The organism is Micromonospora sp. LOL_023, from assembly GCF_048060115.1.
Classification (GTDB): Bacteria; Actinomycetota; Actinomycetes; order Mycobacteriales; family Micromonosporaceae; genus Micromonospora_E.
In genome coordinates, this window is sequence record NZ_JBHMIM010000003.1 from 95,816 (window position 1) to 111,367 (window position 15,552).

The 15,552-nt window shown below is 72.1% G+C and carries 15 protein-coding genes and 1 pseudogene; 7 read left to right on the forward strand and 9 right to left on the reverse strand.

All coding sequences use genetic code 11. From position 1 onward, the window contains the following. Positions 1 to 136: 136 nt before the first annotated feature. Positions 137 to 2,407, forward strand: a complete 2,271-nt coding sequence (locus ACFHVL_RS02750; protein ID WP_416625224.1) for an FdhF/YdeP family oxidoreductase — start codon at positions 137 to 139, stop codon at positions 2,405 to 2,407. Here the strand turns inward: ACFHVL_RS02750 and ACFHVL_RS02755 are convergent. Together ACFHVL_RS02755 and ACFHVL_RS02760 are read right to left on the reverse strand one after the other, a co-directional pair. Continuing rightward, positions 2,385 to 2,642, reverse strand: coding sequence for a DUF6457 domain-containing protein (locus ACFHVL_RS02755; protein WP_416625225.1), 258 nt, complete (start codon positions 2,640 to 2,642; stop codon positions 2,385 to 2,387). The two genes, ACFHVL_RS02750 and ACFHVL_RS02755, sit on opposite strands and share 23 nt — an antisense overlap. A 483-nt stretch (positions 2,643 to 3,125) precedes the next feature. After that, entirely contained in the window at positions 3,126 to 3,506 is a 381-nt protein-coding gene (locus tag ACFHVL_RS02760) for a DivIVA domain-containing protein (RefSeq protein WP_416625227.1), read from the reverse strand. A gap of 370 nt (positions 3,507 to 3,876) precedes the next feature. Here ACFHVL_RS02760 and ACFHVL_RS02765 point away from each other — a divergent pair, with 370 nt between their 5' ends. Then, on the forward strand, positions 3,877 to 4,095 hold the full coding sequence (locus ACFHVL_RS02765; RefSeq protein ID WP_326550764.1) for a winged helix-turn-helix domain-containing protein: 219 nt from the start codon (positions 3,877 to 3,879) through the stop codon (positions 4,093 to 4,095). A gap of 16 nt (positions 4,096 to 4,111) precedes the next feature. Here the strand turns inward: ACFHVL_RS02765 and mobA are convergent, their stop codons facing one another. The 4 genes from mobA to ACFHVL_RS02785 form a co-directional block, all read right to left on the reverse strand. Next, positions 4,112 to 4,738 (reverse strand): molybdenum cofactor guanylyltransferase, encoded by a 627-nt coding sequence (gene mobA, locus ACFHVL_RS02770; protein ID WP_416625228.1) that lies wholly within the window; start codon positions 4,736 to 4,738, stop codon positions 4,112 to 4,114. A 289-nt stretch (positions 4,739 to 5,027) separates the two neighbouring features. After that, the gene (locus ACFHVL_RS02775; protein WP_416625230.1) at positions 5,028 to 5,699 is read right to left on the reverse strand and encodes a class I SAM-dependent methyltransferase; all 672 of its coding nucleotides are present in this window, start codon (positions 5,697 to 5,699) and stop codon (positions 5,028 to 5,030) included. Further along, positions 5,696 to 6,397: a TIGR04282 family arsenosugar biosynthesis glycosyltransferase gene (locus tag ACFHVL_RS02780; RefSeq protein WP_416625231.1), complete on the reverse strand. Its 702-nt coding sequence runs from the start codon at positions 6,395 to 6,397 to the stop codon at positions 5,696 to 5,698. The genes ACFHVL_RS02775 and ACFHVL_RS02780 overlap by 4 nt, the downstream gene beginning before the upstream one ends. Beyond that, entirely contained in the window at positions 6,394 to 7,068 is a 675-nt protein-coding gene (locus ACFHVL_RS02785) for a glycosyltransferase family 2 protein (RefSeq protein WP_416625232.1), read from the reverse strand. The genes ACFHVL_RS02780 and ACFHVL_RS02785 overlap by 4 nt, the downstream gene beginning before the upstream one ends. Before the next feature lie 146 nt (positions 7,069 to 7,214). Between ACFHVL_RS02785 and ACFHVL_RS02790 the strand changes: the two genes are divergently transcribed. After that, entirely contained in the window at positions 7,215 to 8,600 is a 1,386-nt protein-coding gene (locus tag ACFHVL_RS02790) for a hypothetical protein (protein WP_416625234.1), read from the forward strand. Between the two features lie 15 nt (positions 8,601 to 8,615). Here ACFHVL_RS02790 and ACFHVL_RS02795 read toward each other — a convergent pair whose 3' ends face one another. Then, complete coding sequence (locus tag ACFHVL_RS02795; RefSeq protein ID WP_416625236.1) at positions 8,616 to 9,704, reverse strand: NAD-dependent epimerase/dehydratase family protein; 1,089 nt, start codon at positions 9,702 to 9,704, stop codon at positions 8,616 to 8,618. A gap of 210 nt (positions 9,705 to 9,914) precedes the next feature. On the opposite strand from ACFHVL_RS02795, the gene ACFHVL_RS02800 reads away from it, so the two are divergent. The 4 genes from ACFHVL_RS02800 (at position 9,915) to fdhD (ending at position 12,992) form a co-directional block, all read left to right on the forward strand. Further along, positions 9,915 to 11,207: a molybdopterin-dependent oxidoreductase gene (locus ACFHVL_RS02800; RefSeq protein WP_416625238.1), complete on the forward strand. Its 1,293-nt coding sequence runs from the start codon at positions 9,915 to 9,917 to the stop codon at positions 11,205 to 11,207. Next, the gene (locus ACFHVL_RS02805) at positions 11,204 to 11,671 is read left to right on the forward strand and encodes a hypothetical protein (RefSeq protein ID WP_416625240.1); all 468 of its coding nucleotides are present in this window, start codon (positions 11,204 to 11,206) and stop codon (positions 11,669 to 11,671) included. Before ACFHVL_RS02800 ends, ACFHVL_RS02805 begins: the two co-directional genes overlap by 4 nt. Positions 11,672 to 11,680: 9 nt before the next feature. Beyond that, entirely contained in the window at positions 11,681 to 12,034 is a 354-nt protein-coding gene (locus ACFHVL_RS02810) for a VOC family protein (protein WP_416625241.1), read from the forward strand. Positions 12,035 to 12,128: 94 nt separating this feature from the next. Further along, complete coding sequence (gene fdhD, locus ACFHVL_RS02815; protein WP_416625243.1) at positions 12,129 to 12,992, forward strand: formate dehydrogenase accessory sulfurtransferase FdhD; 864 nt, start codon at positions 12,129 to 12,131, stop codon at positions 12,990 to 12,992. Positions 12,993 to 13,659: 667 nt separating this feature from the next. Here fdhD and ACFHVL_RS02820 read toward each other — a convergent pair. Further along, a pseudogene (locus ACFHVL_RS02820) lies at positions 13,660 to 13,833 on the reverse strand (DUF397 domain-containing protein); the annotation flags it as partial. 426 nt (positions 13,834 to 14,259) lie between these two features. Then, a complete protein-coding gene (locus ACFHVL_RS02825) occupies positions 14,260 to 15,417 on the reverse strand; it encodes a DUF4192 domain-containing protein (RefSeq protein WP_416625245.1) in 1,158 nt (385 codons plus the stop codon). Positions 15,418 to 15,552: the final 135 nt, after the last annotated feature.

The following is a 15,552-nucleotide window of genomic DNA, read 5'->3' on the forward strand; positions in this document are numbered from 1 at the left end:
ACCGCACCGGCTAGCCCGGCCGCGGTCGGATAGCCGGCAACATCCCGCCAGGAACCGGTCGTACCGCCGCTGGCCTGCCCGTTCGGGTGCCTCACGGTGTGGCACCGCGATCGCCAAGCGTGAGAAGGTGGCAGGCATGGCCCGTTCCGCCCCCCGCGACGACGCCGGCGACCGCGATCTGCGCGTCGGCGACCCGGCGACCGCCGCGGCCGGGCTGCCGGGCGTCACCCACGCGCTGCGGGCCGGCTTCGCGCAGATGGGGGTACGCCGAACCGCGCTGACCCTGCTGCGGGTCAACCAGCCCGGCGGCTTCGACTGCCCGGGCTGCGCCTGGCCGGAGCCGGCCGCCGAACGCCGCGCGCACGCCGAGTTCTGCGAGAACGGCGCCAAGGCGGTCGCCGAGGAAGCGACCCTGCGCCGGGTCACCCCGGAGTTCTTCGCCGCCCATTCGATCAGCGAGCTCGCCACCCGCTCCGACCACTGGCTCGGCCAGCAGGGCCGGCTCACCCACCCGATGGTCCGCCGACCCGACGCCGACCACTACACCCCGATCGGCTGGGACGAGGCGTTCGAGCTGGTCGCCGGCGGGCTGCGCGACCTGGACTCGGCCGACCAGGCCGCCTTCTACACCTCGGGCCGCACCTCCAACGAGGCCGCGTTCCTCTACCAGCTGTTCGCCCGCTCGCTGGGCACCAACAACCTGCCGGACTGCTCGAACATGTGCCACGAGTCGTCCGGGGTGGCGCTGCTGAGCACCATCGGCATCGGCAAGGGTTCGGTCAGCCTGGACGACCTGCACCGGGCGAAACTGATCGTGGTGGTCGGGCAGAACCCGGGCACCAACCATCCCCGGATGCTCTCCGCCCTGGAGAAGGCCAAGCGCGACGGCGCCACCATCGTCGCGGTCAACCCGCTGCCCGAGGCCGGGCTGATGCGCTTTCGCAACCCGCAGCGCCCCGGCGGGCTGGTCGGCTCCGGCACCGCGCTGGCCGACCACTTCCTGCAGGTCCGCATCGGCGGCGACCTGGCCCTGTTCCAGGCGATCGGCGCGCTGCTGGTCTCCGCCGGCGCGGTCGACACCGGCTTCGTCGACACCCACACCAGCGGGTACGCCGACTACCGTGCCGCCCGCACCGAGGTGGACTGGCCGACCGTGACCGCCGCCACCGGGCTCGACCGGGCACAGATCGTCGAAGTCGCCAACCTGTTCGCCGCCTCCGACGCCACCATCGTCTGCTGGGCGATGGGGCTCACCCAGCGGCAGGACTCGGTCGACGCGATCCGGGAAATCGCCAACGTGCAGCTGCTACGCGGCATGATCGGCAAGCCGGGCGCCGGTCTCTGCCCGGTGCGCGGGCACTCCAACGTGCAGGGCGACCGCACCATGGGCATCTGGCACGAGCCGCCGGCCTGGCTGCCGGCGCTCGGCCGGCGACTCGGCGTGGACCTGCCGACCAGCACCGGGCTGGACACCGTCGGTGCCATCCGGGCGATGCGCGACGGCGACGTCCGCGTGTTCATGGCGCTGGGCGGCAATTTCGCCGCCGCCAGCCCGGACACCGACGTGACGGTGGCCGCCCTGGCGTCGTGCGCGTTGACCGTGCACGTGTCGACCAAACTGAACCGCTCGCATGTGGTGCCCGGTGCCACCTCGCTGATCCTGCCCTGCCTGGGCCGCACCGAACGGGACAGGCAGGCCGGCGGCGACCAGTTCGTCACCGTCGAGGACTCGATGTCGGCGGTGCACGCCTCCCAGGGTCGGCTCGACCCCGCCGCCGACCAGCTGCTCTCCGAGGTGGCCATCGTCGCCCGGCTGGCCCGTGCCACGCTGCCCGACTCGCCGGTGCCGTGGGAGTCCTACCAGGCCGACTACACGACGATCCGGGCCACCATCGCCGACGTCGTGCCGGGCTTCGCCGACTTCGAGCAGCGGGTCGCCGGGCCGGACGGCTTCGTCCTGCCGCACCCGCCGAGGGACCGACGCTCCTTCGCCACGGCCTCGGGCAAGGCGGCGTTCACGGTCAGCCCGCTGACGGTGATCGAGGTGCCGCCGGGCCGGCTGCTGCTGCAGACGATGCGCAGCCACGACCAGTACAACAGCACGATCTACGGCCTCGACGACCGCTACCGCGGCATCCGGGGCGGGCGGCGGGTGGTGTTCGTCCACCCGGACGACCTGGCCGCGCTCGGCTTCGCCGACGGCGACCTGGTCGACCTGGTGTCGCAGTGGTCCGACCAGGTCGAGCGACGGGCTACCGCCTTCCGTGCGGTCAGCTACCCGACCGCGAAGGGGTGCGCGGCGGCGTACTTCCCGGAAGCGAACGTCCTGGTGCCGCTGGACTCCACCGCCGCCGGCTCGAACACCCCGACCTCCAAGCAGATCATCATCCGCCTGGAACCGGCGTGACCCCTTCGCCGTAGGCACGGGCCAGGGCCGCCAGCCGGGCGCCGGCTTCGACCGGGTCGGCGCCACGACCGACAGCCAGCCCCAGCAGGTACGCGGTGACCGGCGCACCCGGCCGCAGCACGTTGTGCGCCACGTCGCGGGCCAGATCCAGCACCACCGGCACCGGCACGTCACCGGGTTCGAGCCCGAGTTCGGCGGCGGCCGACGCCACCCACTGCCCCATCGTGTCGCTCATCCCTCACTCCTATCACCGGTCCGGCTACGACGCATCGAGGTGCGGCCCATCCACGTCATCCGTGCTTCCCCCGGTGATCATTTCACTCCTCGGTCGATGCTCAGACGTCTGACGTGCGGGCAGTCGGTGAAGCCCACGAAGCTGTACGAATATCTCCCGCCGCTCGGCGGCGTTTCCGTCGATGTCGATCGCATAGCCGGTCAGCCAGCACCAGCCCTGGTACGTCCACTTCGGGTCTACCGAGATCACCCGGAATCGCAGACTACGACCGCCGGCGAACTGCACACTCGCGTCCCGGCCGATGATCAGCGCGTCCCCTGGCTTCGGAGCCGGTACGGCGAGTAGTCGGCTAGCCACCACGCCTACCCATCGGCCATGTTGGACTCCCACAGCCTGGCCACCACCAGGACTTCCGCCTGGTGGTCGCGGTGCCGTGGCAGCCGGCACAGTCGACATTCGTGACAGCGGGCGGTTTCGGCGTGTTCACCGGTGGGTGCCCGCCTGCTGAAGGCTCCCCTGGGCGAAGGCGGCCTGGGTGGTCTGCCATCGACGCAGCGCGTCCTTGATTCGGTCGTTCTGCTCCCAGGTGCGGTCCAGTTCGGCGTAGACGATGCCGAGGTCGTGTGCGATCCGATCGAGGAAGGCGGCGACGTCGGCCGGGTCCAAGCCGCGGCCGTGCGCGGTACGGCCGACAGTGCGAAAGCGCTGGCTGCGGACCTGCCACGGTCGGATCGGCCGGTATGCGCCTGCCCGCTGGTTGCGGCCGGCGCTCGGTGCGCGGTGGACACCGTTCCCACCGGGCCAGTCGGCCGGTGGGTGGTCGCCATCTTCCGACGTTGCCGGCGGACCTGCCAGCGGCGCCATAGTTCTCGCATCTGGTCTTCCTTCCTTTCGCTGGTGCTCTGCTACGAGAGCCGAGGGTCTGGAAGGGGGTGGCCCTGCCCGTTGCCGATCCGGCAGGGCCACCCCCGACCCCAACCGCCGCAGCCCTCCTTGGCAGTACGGCGACCAGGGCAACCTTCGGGGCCGGGACGCCCGGCGACATGACTCGCCGACCGCCCCGACCAGCCGCGCGGAGTCCTCTTCTGAGGTTGGAGACCAAGGAGGAAACCTCGCACCGAGAACTTAAGCGAAGTAGTTCGCTGAAGTGAACAGCACTAGTTCGCTGTACCGGCATCTTGCCCCCTGAACTGGGGCGTGATCTCATGGTCGACGGAGACCAAGGAGTGCCCCGATGCCCGCGACCAAGTGGGAGAAGCTTGCCGACCACATTCGCGCTCAGATCAAGAGCGGCGAGTTGCAGCCAGGCGACAAGCTCCCGTCAACTGCCCAACTCAAGGCCGAGCACGACATCTCGGACTCGGTGATCCGCTACGCAATGCATGCCCTGCGCACTGAGGGCCTGGTCGAGAGCGCTCACGGCGTCGGCGTGTTCGTCGCCGAACCCAAGTGAGCGCTAGCTAGATCCGCTACGCCGCGCCACCTGAAGTCCACTCGTCTGCCCGCTGGACGTCCTGGTCGGTGTCGCAATCGAACCACGGTGGCGGGCCGGCTTCGCGCCACGTCACCTCGGCGACGGTCAGGTCGGCGAACAACGCGCGCATCGACGCCCCGGCCAAGGTGCCGTCGCGTCGTCCGGCGAGTCGGTCGATCGCGTCGCGCAGCCGGTCGGTGCGCCACACACCGCAGAGCAGCTGCCGACGGCCGGTGTCGTCGACGTACAGCGCCCCGTCGACGGGCCGCCTGACCAGGGTCTCGATCAGCCGGTCGACCGCGTGGATGGTGAGCAGCGGCAGGTCGCCGGCGAGCACCGCGACGAAGTCGGATCCCGTAAGCGCTGCGGGCCCGGTGAGAACTGCAAGCCCGGCGGCGGTGGCGGCAACCGGGCCCGCGCCGGGCGGCTCCTCGCGTACCGCCAGGACACCCGGCGGTGGGTCGGCCAGCGGGCCCACGACGATCCGGGGGTCGGCGGCCGCGACGGCCGCGAGCACCCGGTCGCGCATGGCCACCCCACCCACCGGTACGCCGGGCTTGTCCACGCCGCCCATCCGGCGCGCCGCGCCGCCGGCCAGCACCACCGCCGCGAATCCGGTCATGCCGGTCACCGTAGTCGACCGCCCGCCACCGACGAGGTGTTCGGAGCGGGCGGCCGACCGACGGCAGAGGTCACCGACAGCTACGGCCGGTGTTGATGCACCTGGCGATCTTCCGCACCTGCTTCACGGAATTGACGTTGATGACGTCGTTGTGGTCGAGAACGAGTTGTGGTCCTCCTTGGGGAACGAGTCGAGCAGACACTGACCGTTGACCTGGACGTCGCGCGGACAGGTGCGACCGGTGGTTCTCACTGTCGATGTTCTTGCCGTCTCAGCAGCCGGTGGTCGGTTACCGCATCGGCCGCAACTCGCCGAACCAGCGTCCGTCCACGCGGAACAGGTCACTCACTGCCAGCCCGCTGGCGGCCGGCGTGTCCCGTACCGCCGCAACGTCCAGACGCGCCCAGCGGAAAGCCGGCCCCGACCGGTGTCGGCCATGCTTGGGCACGGTCGTCACGTACGCGTGCCCACGCCACAGGCCCACTCCGGGCGGCTCCAACTCGACCAGCAGGGTTCCCCGTGGGTGGATCAGCTCACGGCAGCGGCGCAGCAGCGCGACCGGGTCGCCGCCGATGCCGATGTTGCCGTCGAGCAGGACGGCGTGCGCCCACCGGCCCTCACCGGGCAGTCGGTCGAACAGGTCCCGGTGGACCGCGACCACGCCCCGGGACCGGGTCAACGAGACCGCCTGCGCCGAGACGTCGACCCCGAGGGCGGTCACCCCGGCCCCGGCCAGGGCGGCGGTGACCCGGCCCGGTCCGCAGCCGAGATCGAGCGTCGGCCCGGTGCACCGGGCCACCACCGCGTCGACCGCCGGCTCGGCCGCACCGTGCCACCGCCGCACCGGCAGCCGCCACCGCGTCCCGTCGCCCTGTACCAGCCAGTGCCCGCCCCGCACGACGGCGTCGAGCGGGGCCACGAAGCCGCTGTCTGCTGTGCGCTGACGGATGTCGACGCTCACCGAACGACCTCGGGGACCGTCGCCGGCCGGGCCGGCCGCAGCGCCGCAACCTGGCGGGCGAACCGGCTGCCGGGGGCCAGCCGCGCCACCGTCAACGCGTCGCCCCAGTCGTCCACGTCCCGTAGCAACGGCAGTCGGGCCACGAACAGCCCCCGACCGTGCAGGGCGAGCCAGGTCCGCCGCCCGGTGTCCGCCGTGGACATCGGGACGGTACGCAGCACCTCGGCGTCGCAGGGGTTCTGCAGGCCGAGCGCCCACCAGCCCCCGTCGACGGCCGGGCCGAGCACCGCGCCGGCGTCGGTCAGCAGGTCGACGGCGTCGGTCAGCCGGTCGGCGGTCAACTGTGGGGTGTCCATCCCGATCTGCAGCACCTGTCGTCCCGGGTAGGCGGCCGCCACATCGGCGTGCGCGTTCGCCAACCGGTCGGCGAGGTCGGCGCCGCGCTGCGGCAACACCTGCCAGCCGCTGGTCGCCGCCGTCAACTCGGCGGCCGTACCGGCGGAACCGTCGGCCTCGGCGAGCCGACCAGCCAATGCCAGCACCGGGCTGACCCCTGCGGTGTTCCGCACCGCGTCGACCGTGTCCAGCAGCGCCGCCGCGGCGATCCGGGCCGCATCGGCCGGCGTAGCCGGTGGGCAGAGCCGGGTCTTCACCTGCCCGGCGACCGGGGACTTGGCCATCACCATCAGGACGGTCACCGGGAGTGGCCCACCGTACGCAGCACACCGACGAAGTCGCGGGTCGCGCGGAACGTGCCACGGACGGAACCGGAGACCTTCGACCGGGTGCCGGCCGCTCGTGGCGCATATCTGACGTCCAGCTCGACGATCCGCCACCCGGCGCCCGCCGCCCGGATCAGCAGCTCCAGCGGATAGCCGAACGCCCGGTCTTCGACCCCGAGATCCAGTAGCGCCTGCCGGCGGGCCACCCGGATCGGGCTCAGGTCCCACAGCGGCACGCCCCGGTGCCGCAGCAACGCCGCCACCAGTGCGGTGCCGGCGCGGGCATGCCAGGGCCAGGCCGACGCCGAGACCGGACGACGGCGGCCGACGGCCAGCTCCGCCCGCCCCGCCGCCACCAGCTCGACGAGCGGCGGCAGTTGCGCCGGATCGAACGAACCGTCCGCGTCCAGAACGCAGACCAGCTCCGTCTCGGCGGCCAGCAGGCCGGCGTGGACGGCGGCCCCGTACCCCCGGCGTGCCTCGTGCACCACGCGGGCACCGTGCCGGGCCGCGACCTCCGGTGAGCCGTCGCGCGAACCGTTGTCGACCACGACCGCCCGGTAACCGGGCGGCAGTGCGGCAAGTACGCCCGGCAGGGCAGCGGCCTCGTCGAGGCAGGGCAGCACAACGTCGATCGGTGTCGGCATATCGCAGACGCTAGGGCCTGCCGCCGCCGCCCGGAGATGATCGATGCTTACGGAACTCTTACCGCGCGAAGGGATTCTTACCGAACGATTACCGCCGCGCCGGCACGCCCTCCGACGCCGGCCGGAGGCCGTACGTTCCGGTGGTCATGACCACAAATTCTGTCTCGACCATCGCCCGGCGGTCCAGCCGCGCCGACCTGATCGTGCTCGGTGTCGAGCTGACGCTGATCGCCGCCGCCATCGTCGTCGGGGCGGTGCTCAACCGGCGGGGCGTGGGGCTGTACGCGGAAACCGCCCCGATCTACGCCTTCTGGCGACCGCACCTCGGCTGGGGTACGCCGATCGCCGTCGCCGTCGCGGTCGCCGTCATCGTCTGGGGCGTACGCTGGGCGCGCACCGCCCGCTGGGGTCCGCTGCTCGGCGCTGGCTACCTCGCCGCTGTCGCCTGGACCCTGGCCCTGGCTCTGGTCGACGGCTGGTCCGCCGGTGTCGCCGAGCGACTCACCAACCAGGCCGAGTACCTGCACGAGGTGCACCGGATCACCGACATCGCCGCCATGCTGGCCGGCTTCAGCGACCGGATCCTCGACTTCGAGCCGGGATCCTGGTCGACGCACACCGCCGGTCATCCACCGGGCGCGCTGCTGGTCTTCGTCTGGTTGGACCGCATCGGCCTCGGTGGTGGTGCCGCCGCCGGCCTGGCCTGCATCCTGATCGGCGCGACCATGGTGGTCTCCATCCCGGCGACGCTGCGTTCGCTCGGTGCGGCGGACGCCGCCCGCACCGTGCTGCCGTTCCTGGTCCTGCTGCCCGGAGCGGTGTGGATCGGCGCGTCCGGTGACGGCGTCTTCACCGGAGTCGTCGCCGCCGGGCTGGCCCTGCTCGCCGCCCGACATCCGGTCGGGCCGCTCGCCGGCGGCGTGCTGCTCGGCTTCGCCCTCTACCTGTCGTACGGGTTCGTCCTCGTCGGACTGCTCGCCCTCGCGGTACTGGCGCTGCGACCCGGACGATTCCTGCCCGCACTGCTCAGTGCCGCCGCCGGGGTGGCCGCCGTCGCCGCCGCCTTCACCGTCGCCGGCTTCTGGTGGTGGGACGGCTACCAGCTGGTCGTGGTGCGCTACTACCAGGGCTGGGCCGCCGAACGCCCGTACGCCTACTGGGTGTGGGCCAACCTGGCAGCGATGCTGCTCTCCGCCGGCCTCGTCGTCGGTCCGGCGCTGCGTCGCACGATCGACGCAGCCCGGCGCGCCCGGCTCGGCCTGGGCGACCTGAGCGACGGCGCCGTGACCCGCGGGTGGCTCCGGGCGGCGGCCCGACCCACCATCCTGCTTCCGCTCACCGCGGCGGTCGCGATCGCCGCGGCCGACCTGTCCGGGCTGAGCAAGGCCGAGGTCGAACGGATCTGGCTGCCGTTCGTCGTCTGGCTGCTGGTCGCCACCGCCCACCTGCCGGCCCGCACCCACCGTTGGTGGCTGGCCGGGCAGGCGGCCACCGCGCTGGCGGTCAACCACCTGCTGCTCACGTTCTCCTGACCAGCGGTCGGCAGCTCAGCCGACGCCGACCGCCGGCTCCCGCCCGACGCCGACCGCCGGCTCCCGCAGCGGGTCGGTCGCGAACGCCGCCACCCCGTCGGCGAACCGGACCCCGGCGGTGAACCCCAGCAGGTCCGCCGCCCGGCTGGGATCGGCCACCACGTGCCGGACGTCTGCGGCGCGGGCACCGCCGACGACCAGCGGGGCAGGTCCCCCCATCGCCGTGGCCAGCGTCCGTGCCAGGTCGCCGACCGTGTGCGGCTCGCCGGAACAGACGTTCACCGGCACCAAAGCGCCCACCGGTGCCTCGGCGACCAACGCCCGGACGTTGACCCGCGCGACGTCGGTGACGTGGACGAAGTCACGCTGCTGCCGACCGTCCTCCAACACCCGTGGCGGCCGGCCGTCGGCCAGCGCCGACCGGAAGATCGACGCAACCCCCGCGTACGGGGTGTCGCGGGGCATCCGGGGGCCGTACACGTTGTGGTAGCGAAGCGCCCAGCAGCCGCCGCCGGTCTGGCGGGCCCACGCCGACGCCAGATGCTCCTGGGCGAGCTTGGTCGCCGCGTAGGTGCTGCGCGGGTCCAGGGGCGCGTCCTCCGGGACCGTCGCCCACGCCAACGCGTCGCCGCAACGTGGGCAGCCGGGGTCGTACCGGCCGGCGGCCAGGTCCTCCGGACGGCGCGGCGCCGGCCGTACGTTGCCGTGTCTGGCACAGGTGTACCGACCCTCGCCGTACACCACCATCGAGCTGGCCAGCACCAGGCTGGTCACCCGGGCCCGGTGCATCGCGGCGAGCAGCACCGCCGTCGCGTAGTCGTTGTGGCCCGCGTAGCTCGGCGCGTCCGACGGGTCGAGGCCGTGCCCCACCATCGCCGCCTGGTGGCAGACCGCGTCCACGCCGGGAAGCAGCCGGTCGAGCAGCTCACCGTCGCGCACGTCCCCGTGGATCAGGTCGTGTCGGCCGGTCCATTCGGGAGGCTCACCGCCGTGTGCCTGCGGCAGCAGCGCGTCCAGCGCCAGCACCTCGTGTCCGTCGTCGACCAACAGGTCGGCGATGTGCGACCCGATGAACCCGGCCGCGCCGGTGAGCAGTATCCGCATCCGCTCACCGTACGACCGGCATCGGCACGCCCAGTTCCGCTGCCGGCTGCCGTCAGAATTTCGTAACAACCGCCGGCGATTCGGATCGCACCACCGCCGGGGTCCGGTCGCGTAAGGAATCCGTAAGCGCCGAACCGGCCATTGTCCCCGGCTGCGGCGAATAGCCTGCTGGCACCCGGTCGGCTCCGTGACCGTCCCGAGGAGACAATCGTGCCCGTCGACGAACCCGCACCACCGCCGTCCGACGACGCCGCACCCATCGGGGCGGCTCCCAGCGCGACCGGCACCACGGCGGGTCCCCGCGTCGCCCTGCTCGTCCGGTGGCGCAGCCCGCTGCGCGGGGCCTGGCTGACCTCGGTCCTCGGGGCCGTCCTGCTGGTCGGCCTGCCGCTGGTCATCGTCACCGGACTGCTCGACTACAGCGCCTACGGACCGCAGGCGATGCCGGCCGACGTGGGCTGGCTGCGGCTGCCGTCCTTCGACTGGCCGACCCGGCCGTCCTGGCTGTTCCGGGTCAGTCAGGGCCTGCACGTCGCCCTCGGCATCGCGCTGATCCCGGTGATCCTGGTCAAGCTCTGGTCGGTCATTCCGAAACTGTTCACCTGGCCGCCGGTCCGCTCGGTGGCACACGCACTGGAACGCGTTTCTCTGCTGTTGCTCGTTGGCGGAATTCTGTTCCAGACCGTCACCGGCGTACTCAACGTGCAGTACGCGTATCTGTTCGGGTTCGACTTCTACACCGCCCACTACTTCGGTGCCTGGGTGTTCACCGCCGCGTTCGTCGTCCACGTCATCCTCAAGCTGCCCCGGATGATCGCCACGCTGCGGTCCCGACCCGGCCGCGTCGAGCCTGACGAGCTGGTCGCCCCGCACCCCGGTCCGGCGACCATGAGCCGACGCGGGCTACTCGCCCTCACCGGCGGCGGATCGCTGCTGCTGGCCGTGACGACGGTCGGGCAGAGCCTCGACGGCCCGTGGCGGCGCCTCGCGGTGCTGCTGCCCCGGGGCCGGCAGCCCGGCGACGGACCGAACGGCTTCCCGGTCAACCGGACGGCCGCCGCCGCCGGCATCCGGCCAGCCGACACCGGCCCAGACTGGCGGCTGGAGCTGCGGGACGCCGCCGGCCGCACCGTACGGCTCGACCGCGATCAACTATTCGCGATGCCGCTGCACACCGCCCGGCTGCCGATCGCCTGCGTCGAAGGCTGGTCGACGCTGCAGACCTGGACCGGCGTACGACTGCGTGACCTCGCCGCCCTCGCCGGGGTGCCCGAGCCGACGTCGGCGCTGGTCCGCTCCATCCAGCGCAGCGGGCTGTTCAACAAGGCGACGCTGCAGGCCAATCAGGTGCTCGACGGCGACTCGTTGCTGGCCCTGCGGGTCAACGGGGTCGACCTGTCAGCGGACCACGGCTTCCCGGCCCGGATCATCGTGCCGGCCCTGCCCGGGGTGCGGTGCACCAAATGGGTCCGCGCCATCGAGTTCCAGGGCCCACGCCGATGACCCGAATCAGGTACGGCGCGCCGATCTGGCAGTTGCCGCTGCTGGTCGCCTGCTTCACCGTCACCGGGTGGATCGTCGCGCGGCTGTCCGGCGAGGCCACCGCCGTACGGATGCTGACCTGGTTCCTGGCCGCGGTCGTCGCCCACGACCTGGTCCTCTACCCGCTCGCCGCGACGGCCGACCGAGTCCTGGTCACCGCCGCCGGCATCGGCGGCCGGCTCCGACCTGCCGTACGGCGGGCGGTGGTGAACCACGTCCGAGTCCCCGCCCTCGGCGCGGCGCTGCTGTTCCTCGTGTACCTGCCGGGCATCCTGCGCCTCGGCGGTGGTGCCTTCACCGCCGCGACCGGCCTGACCCAGGAGCCTTACCTGAGTCGCTGGCTGCTGGTCAGCTCGACGATGTTCGCCGTCAGCGGCCTGCTGCTCGCCGCACGGCTGACGCTCCGCCGGACTCGGCGGCGGTAGCCTGACCAGATGATCGGACGACTCTCGGCGATCGTTCTCGACTGCCCGGACCCGCAGCGGCTGGCCCGGTTCTACTGCGAACTGCTCGGGTACGAGATCACCCGGGTCGACGGCAGTTGGATCGACATCTCCGACGGCGACGGCCCACGGATCAGCTTTCAGCACGCCCCGGACCATCAGCCACCCCGCTGGCCGGACCCGGGCCGGCCGCAGCAGGTCCATCTGGATGTCCGGGTCGACGACATCGATCGTGCCGAACAGGCCGTGCTCGCGCTCGGCGCCACCCGGCTGTCGGACGTCGAGCCAGGCTTCCGGGTGTACGCCGACCCCGCCGGCCACCCGTTCTGCCTCGAATTCGACTAGACCGCCACAATGCGCCCGAAGACGTCGGCGTCGGTCTCCTGCAGCCAACCGGACCGGTGAGCTGTCGGCCGAGATCGGCGGCAGGATGGGTGGCATGGGCAGGGCGAGTGAGCGCCGGACGGTGCTGCGGATCGACGTCGGCGACGAGAGCGACACTGGCGGGCCGACTCGGCGGGTACGCCGGATGGACACCGTCGCGGGTGAGGAGCCGCTGGAGATCCGGGTCGGCCCGGCCGGGCCGGGCCGGCGGCCCCCGCTGGCGGTCACCATGCGTACGCCGGGTCACGACATCGACCTGGCGATCGGCTTCCTGCTGACCGAAGGGCTGATCGGGGCCGCCGACGACGTGGTGACCGCCCAATTGTGCGCCGGCACCGACACCCCGAACACATACAACGTGGTCGACGTGACCCTCGCCGAGCATGTGCCGCCACCGGAGACGGACCCGGCCCGCAACTTCTACACGACCAGTTCGTGCGGGGTGTGCGGCAAGGCCAGCATCGACGCCGTCCGCACCCGGTCCAGCTTCGACGTGGCCGCCGACCGGACCACGCTCACCCCGCGACTGCTGGCCGGCCTGCCGGACCGGCTGCGCGCCGCCCAACAGGGCTTCGACCGCACCGGTGGGCTGCACGCCGCCGGGCTGTTCACCGCCGACGGGCAACTGCGCGTGGTCCGCGAGGACGTCGGCCGGCACAACGCCGTCGACAAGGTGATCGGCTGGGCGGCCCGGGAGAAGCAGCTGCCACTGCACGGTCACCTGCTGCTGGTCTCCGGGCGGGCGAGTTTCGAGCTCACCCAGAAGGCATGGATGGCCGGCATTCCCGTGCTCGCGGCGATCTCCGCACCGAGCACCCTGGCGGTGGCGCTCGCCGAGGAAGCCGGCATGACTCTGGTCGGCTTCCTGCGCGGTTCGACGATGAACGTCTACGCCGGGGCCGAGCGCCTCGCCGACTAGGCCGCCGGGCAGGGCCCGAGCCAGTAGGGCGGGGCGGCCGGAATCGATGTCTGTTCCACCGTGATCCCGTAGCGGGATCAAAATCCCGCTACGGGATCACGCCAGAAGAGTTCCGAGCGCCCAGACATCGACCGGTGGTCGGGTGACCAGCTCTTCTCCGTCACGGCTGGCAGGGCACACGTCGCGTCGCTGCTGCCTCGCTGTCAGGAGAGTCGCGCCGGGCAATCCTCATCAAGGTGTACGGACATCCCTGCCCGGCTTCGCCGCCACGGCGAGAGGCGGAGGAGGAACCCTGCGATTCCGGCGAGGATCTTGAGTACCAAGACGCTCGCCTCACCCGCGCTCCGCCACCGGCTGGTGCGCGTCTGCGGGATCTTGCCCCGGTTGGCTAAGCCGTCCGGGTCTTGCAGCGCTACCACAGAACAACCTCCTTCGGCCGGGAGAGCGTTCGCCTCCCGCGCGCCGAGGCGAACGGTTGCTTTCCGACCGCGAGGCCGTTTCCAGTGGTGCACCAAACACTCTAGTTGCCGCCTGTAGCCGCCCTGGCGCGGGCATCGACCCGGCGGTAGCTGTCCGGCGATCAGCCCGAAGGCAATCTGAGTCAAAACCGCCAGCGCTGGGCTACGCGGGGGACGCACCCCGACCGCTGCCACGAGAGTTGCTGCAGCTAGCGATGGCAGAAGCCCTTGGCTAGCTCAACGAACGCCGACCAGGCGACCGGGCCGAAGGCGAGCGTCCCGCCGTCGCGGTCCTTGGTGTCCCGGACGAGGACGTGGCCCGGAAGGTTGTCAGCGACCTCGACGCACGAACCACTGTCGGACTTGATGCTCTTGCGCCATCGCGGAGTGTTGGACGATGACGACGTCTGACCCCTGGTGTGCCCCGGGGCGGGCAATCCCGTTGCCGCCCCCGCCTCGGGGGACTCCATAGCTCGCAGTCACCGAGGGGGAGACTGCGCGGCCCCTGCTGACCCCCCGGGGTGAGCACACTCGCACCTCACCGCTCCCCACGGCCGCCGCTCAGTGCCTGTACACCCCGGGGCCTTCCCGCGACCCCGGGGGTCGCTCGGCGGTGGTTTGCGCAGTTCCCGCAGAACCGCATCCCCGCGCCTTCCCGGGGGACAGGATGGGAGACCCGGGTGGAGTCCTGCTCACCTCGGGGCCCAACCAGGGAGTCCGGCTTACTCGACCGTCGGGGTCAGCTAGGCCGGACTCCCCGCCTACATCTACTCGGGTGCCGAACAGCTCACGGACTGAGCTGCGGCGATTCACGGTCGGTGGGGACCGGCGGGGCGCGGGCCGGCGGGGCGGGCGCGGTCCCGGCGCTCGCCGCGCGGGCGACGACGGCGGGCGGTCCGGGTGTCGGTACGCGTGCCGCCGCTGGCGGGCTCCTCGCCCGGCTTGGGCCAGGGGCCGAGCGCTGCTGGCGGGATGCCCCGGATCAGCACGTCGTCCATCAACTGGGCCATCGTGTAGCCGGGTTCGGCGTCGAGGGCGCGGTCCAGGGCGACCCTGGCGAGCGCGCCGTTGCCGTTGCGCCAGGCGGCGAAGGCGAGCAGGCTGGCCGGCCCGGCCGCCAACTCCGGCTCGGCCCGCCGCGCGACGTCCTGCCAGAAGGTGACCTGCCACGGCTCGTCGGTGATCCGTTCCCAGGCGTGGTCGCGCACCGTGAGGTCGGTCAGCAGCAGGGTGAGCCAGGCGATGTCGTCGTCGGTCGGGGCGATGCCGCGCCGTTGCCGGTCGAGCAGCATCCGGACGGTCTTCTCGCCGGCGCGGCGCAGGGTACGCGCGCCGAGCAGGTCGCTCGGCGGGGCTTCGCCCAGCAGCGCGGACCGACGGGCGCGGGCCCGCTCGGTCGCGGCCCGCAGCGCCGAACGGGCCGGGCCGGTGATCGGCTCGACCTGCCGCTGCAGGGTGGCCCGGTCGGGCAGGGCGACCTGGCCGGCGACGGTGGCGGCGACGGCCAGCGGGCTGACGCCCGGTGCGATGTGGTGGCCTTCGGGCGGGCAACAGGCGAGGTCCTCACAGAAGAAGGACCAGTAACGGTCGCCGGTCACCCGTAACGCGTCGAGCAGTGGGATGCCGTACTGGCGCAGCGAGGTGGTGGTCGCGTCGAGCGCCGGGTCGACGGCGGCGGCCGGTCCGTAGCCGAGCAGGACGGCGGCGTCCACCCGTTGCCGTTCGACGATCGCCATCAGCTGGGCGGTGGCCGTCGCCCGGATCTGCTCGGAAGCCGTGCCGTCGAGCAGGTCGGCTCGGGCGGCGAAGACGACGGTCGCGTCGCGCAGCCCGACCACCACGACGCTGTCGGCGGGATGGAAGCCGATCAGGTACGGCACGGCGGCGATCAGGTCGGCCGGCTCGCGGACGGTCAGTGCGCCAGCCGAGGAGGTGGGATCGGAAGAGGTGGGATCGATCGGTGTCATGAAGAAAAGGGTTCGTCATCCGCCCCCGCCCGGCGCGACGACCACAGCGGACCTGTGGACAACGATGGACCCAGATTGGACGACATGCCGAGTTATCCACAGGCACGCAGAGTATTGATCCAGGTGGGGGCGTTT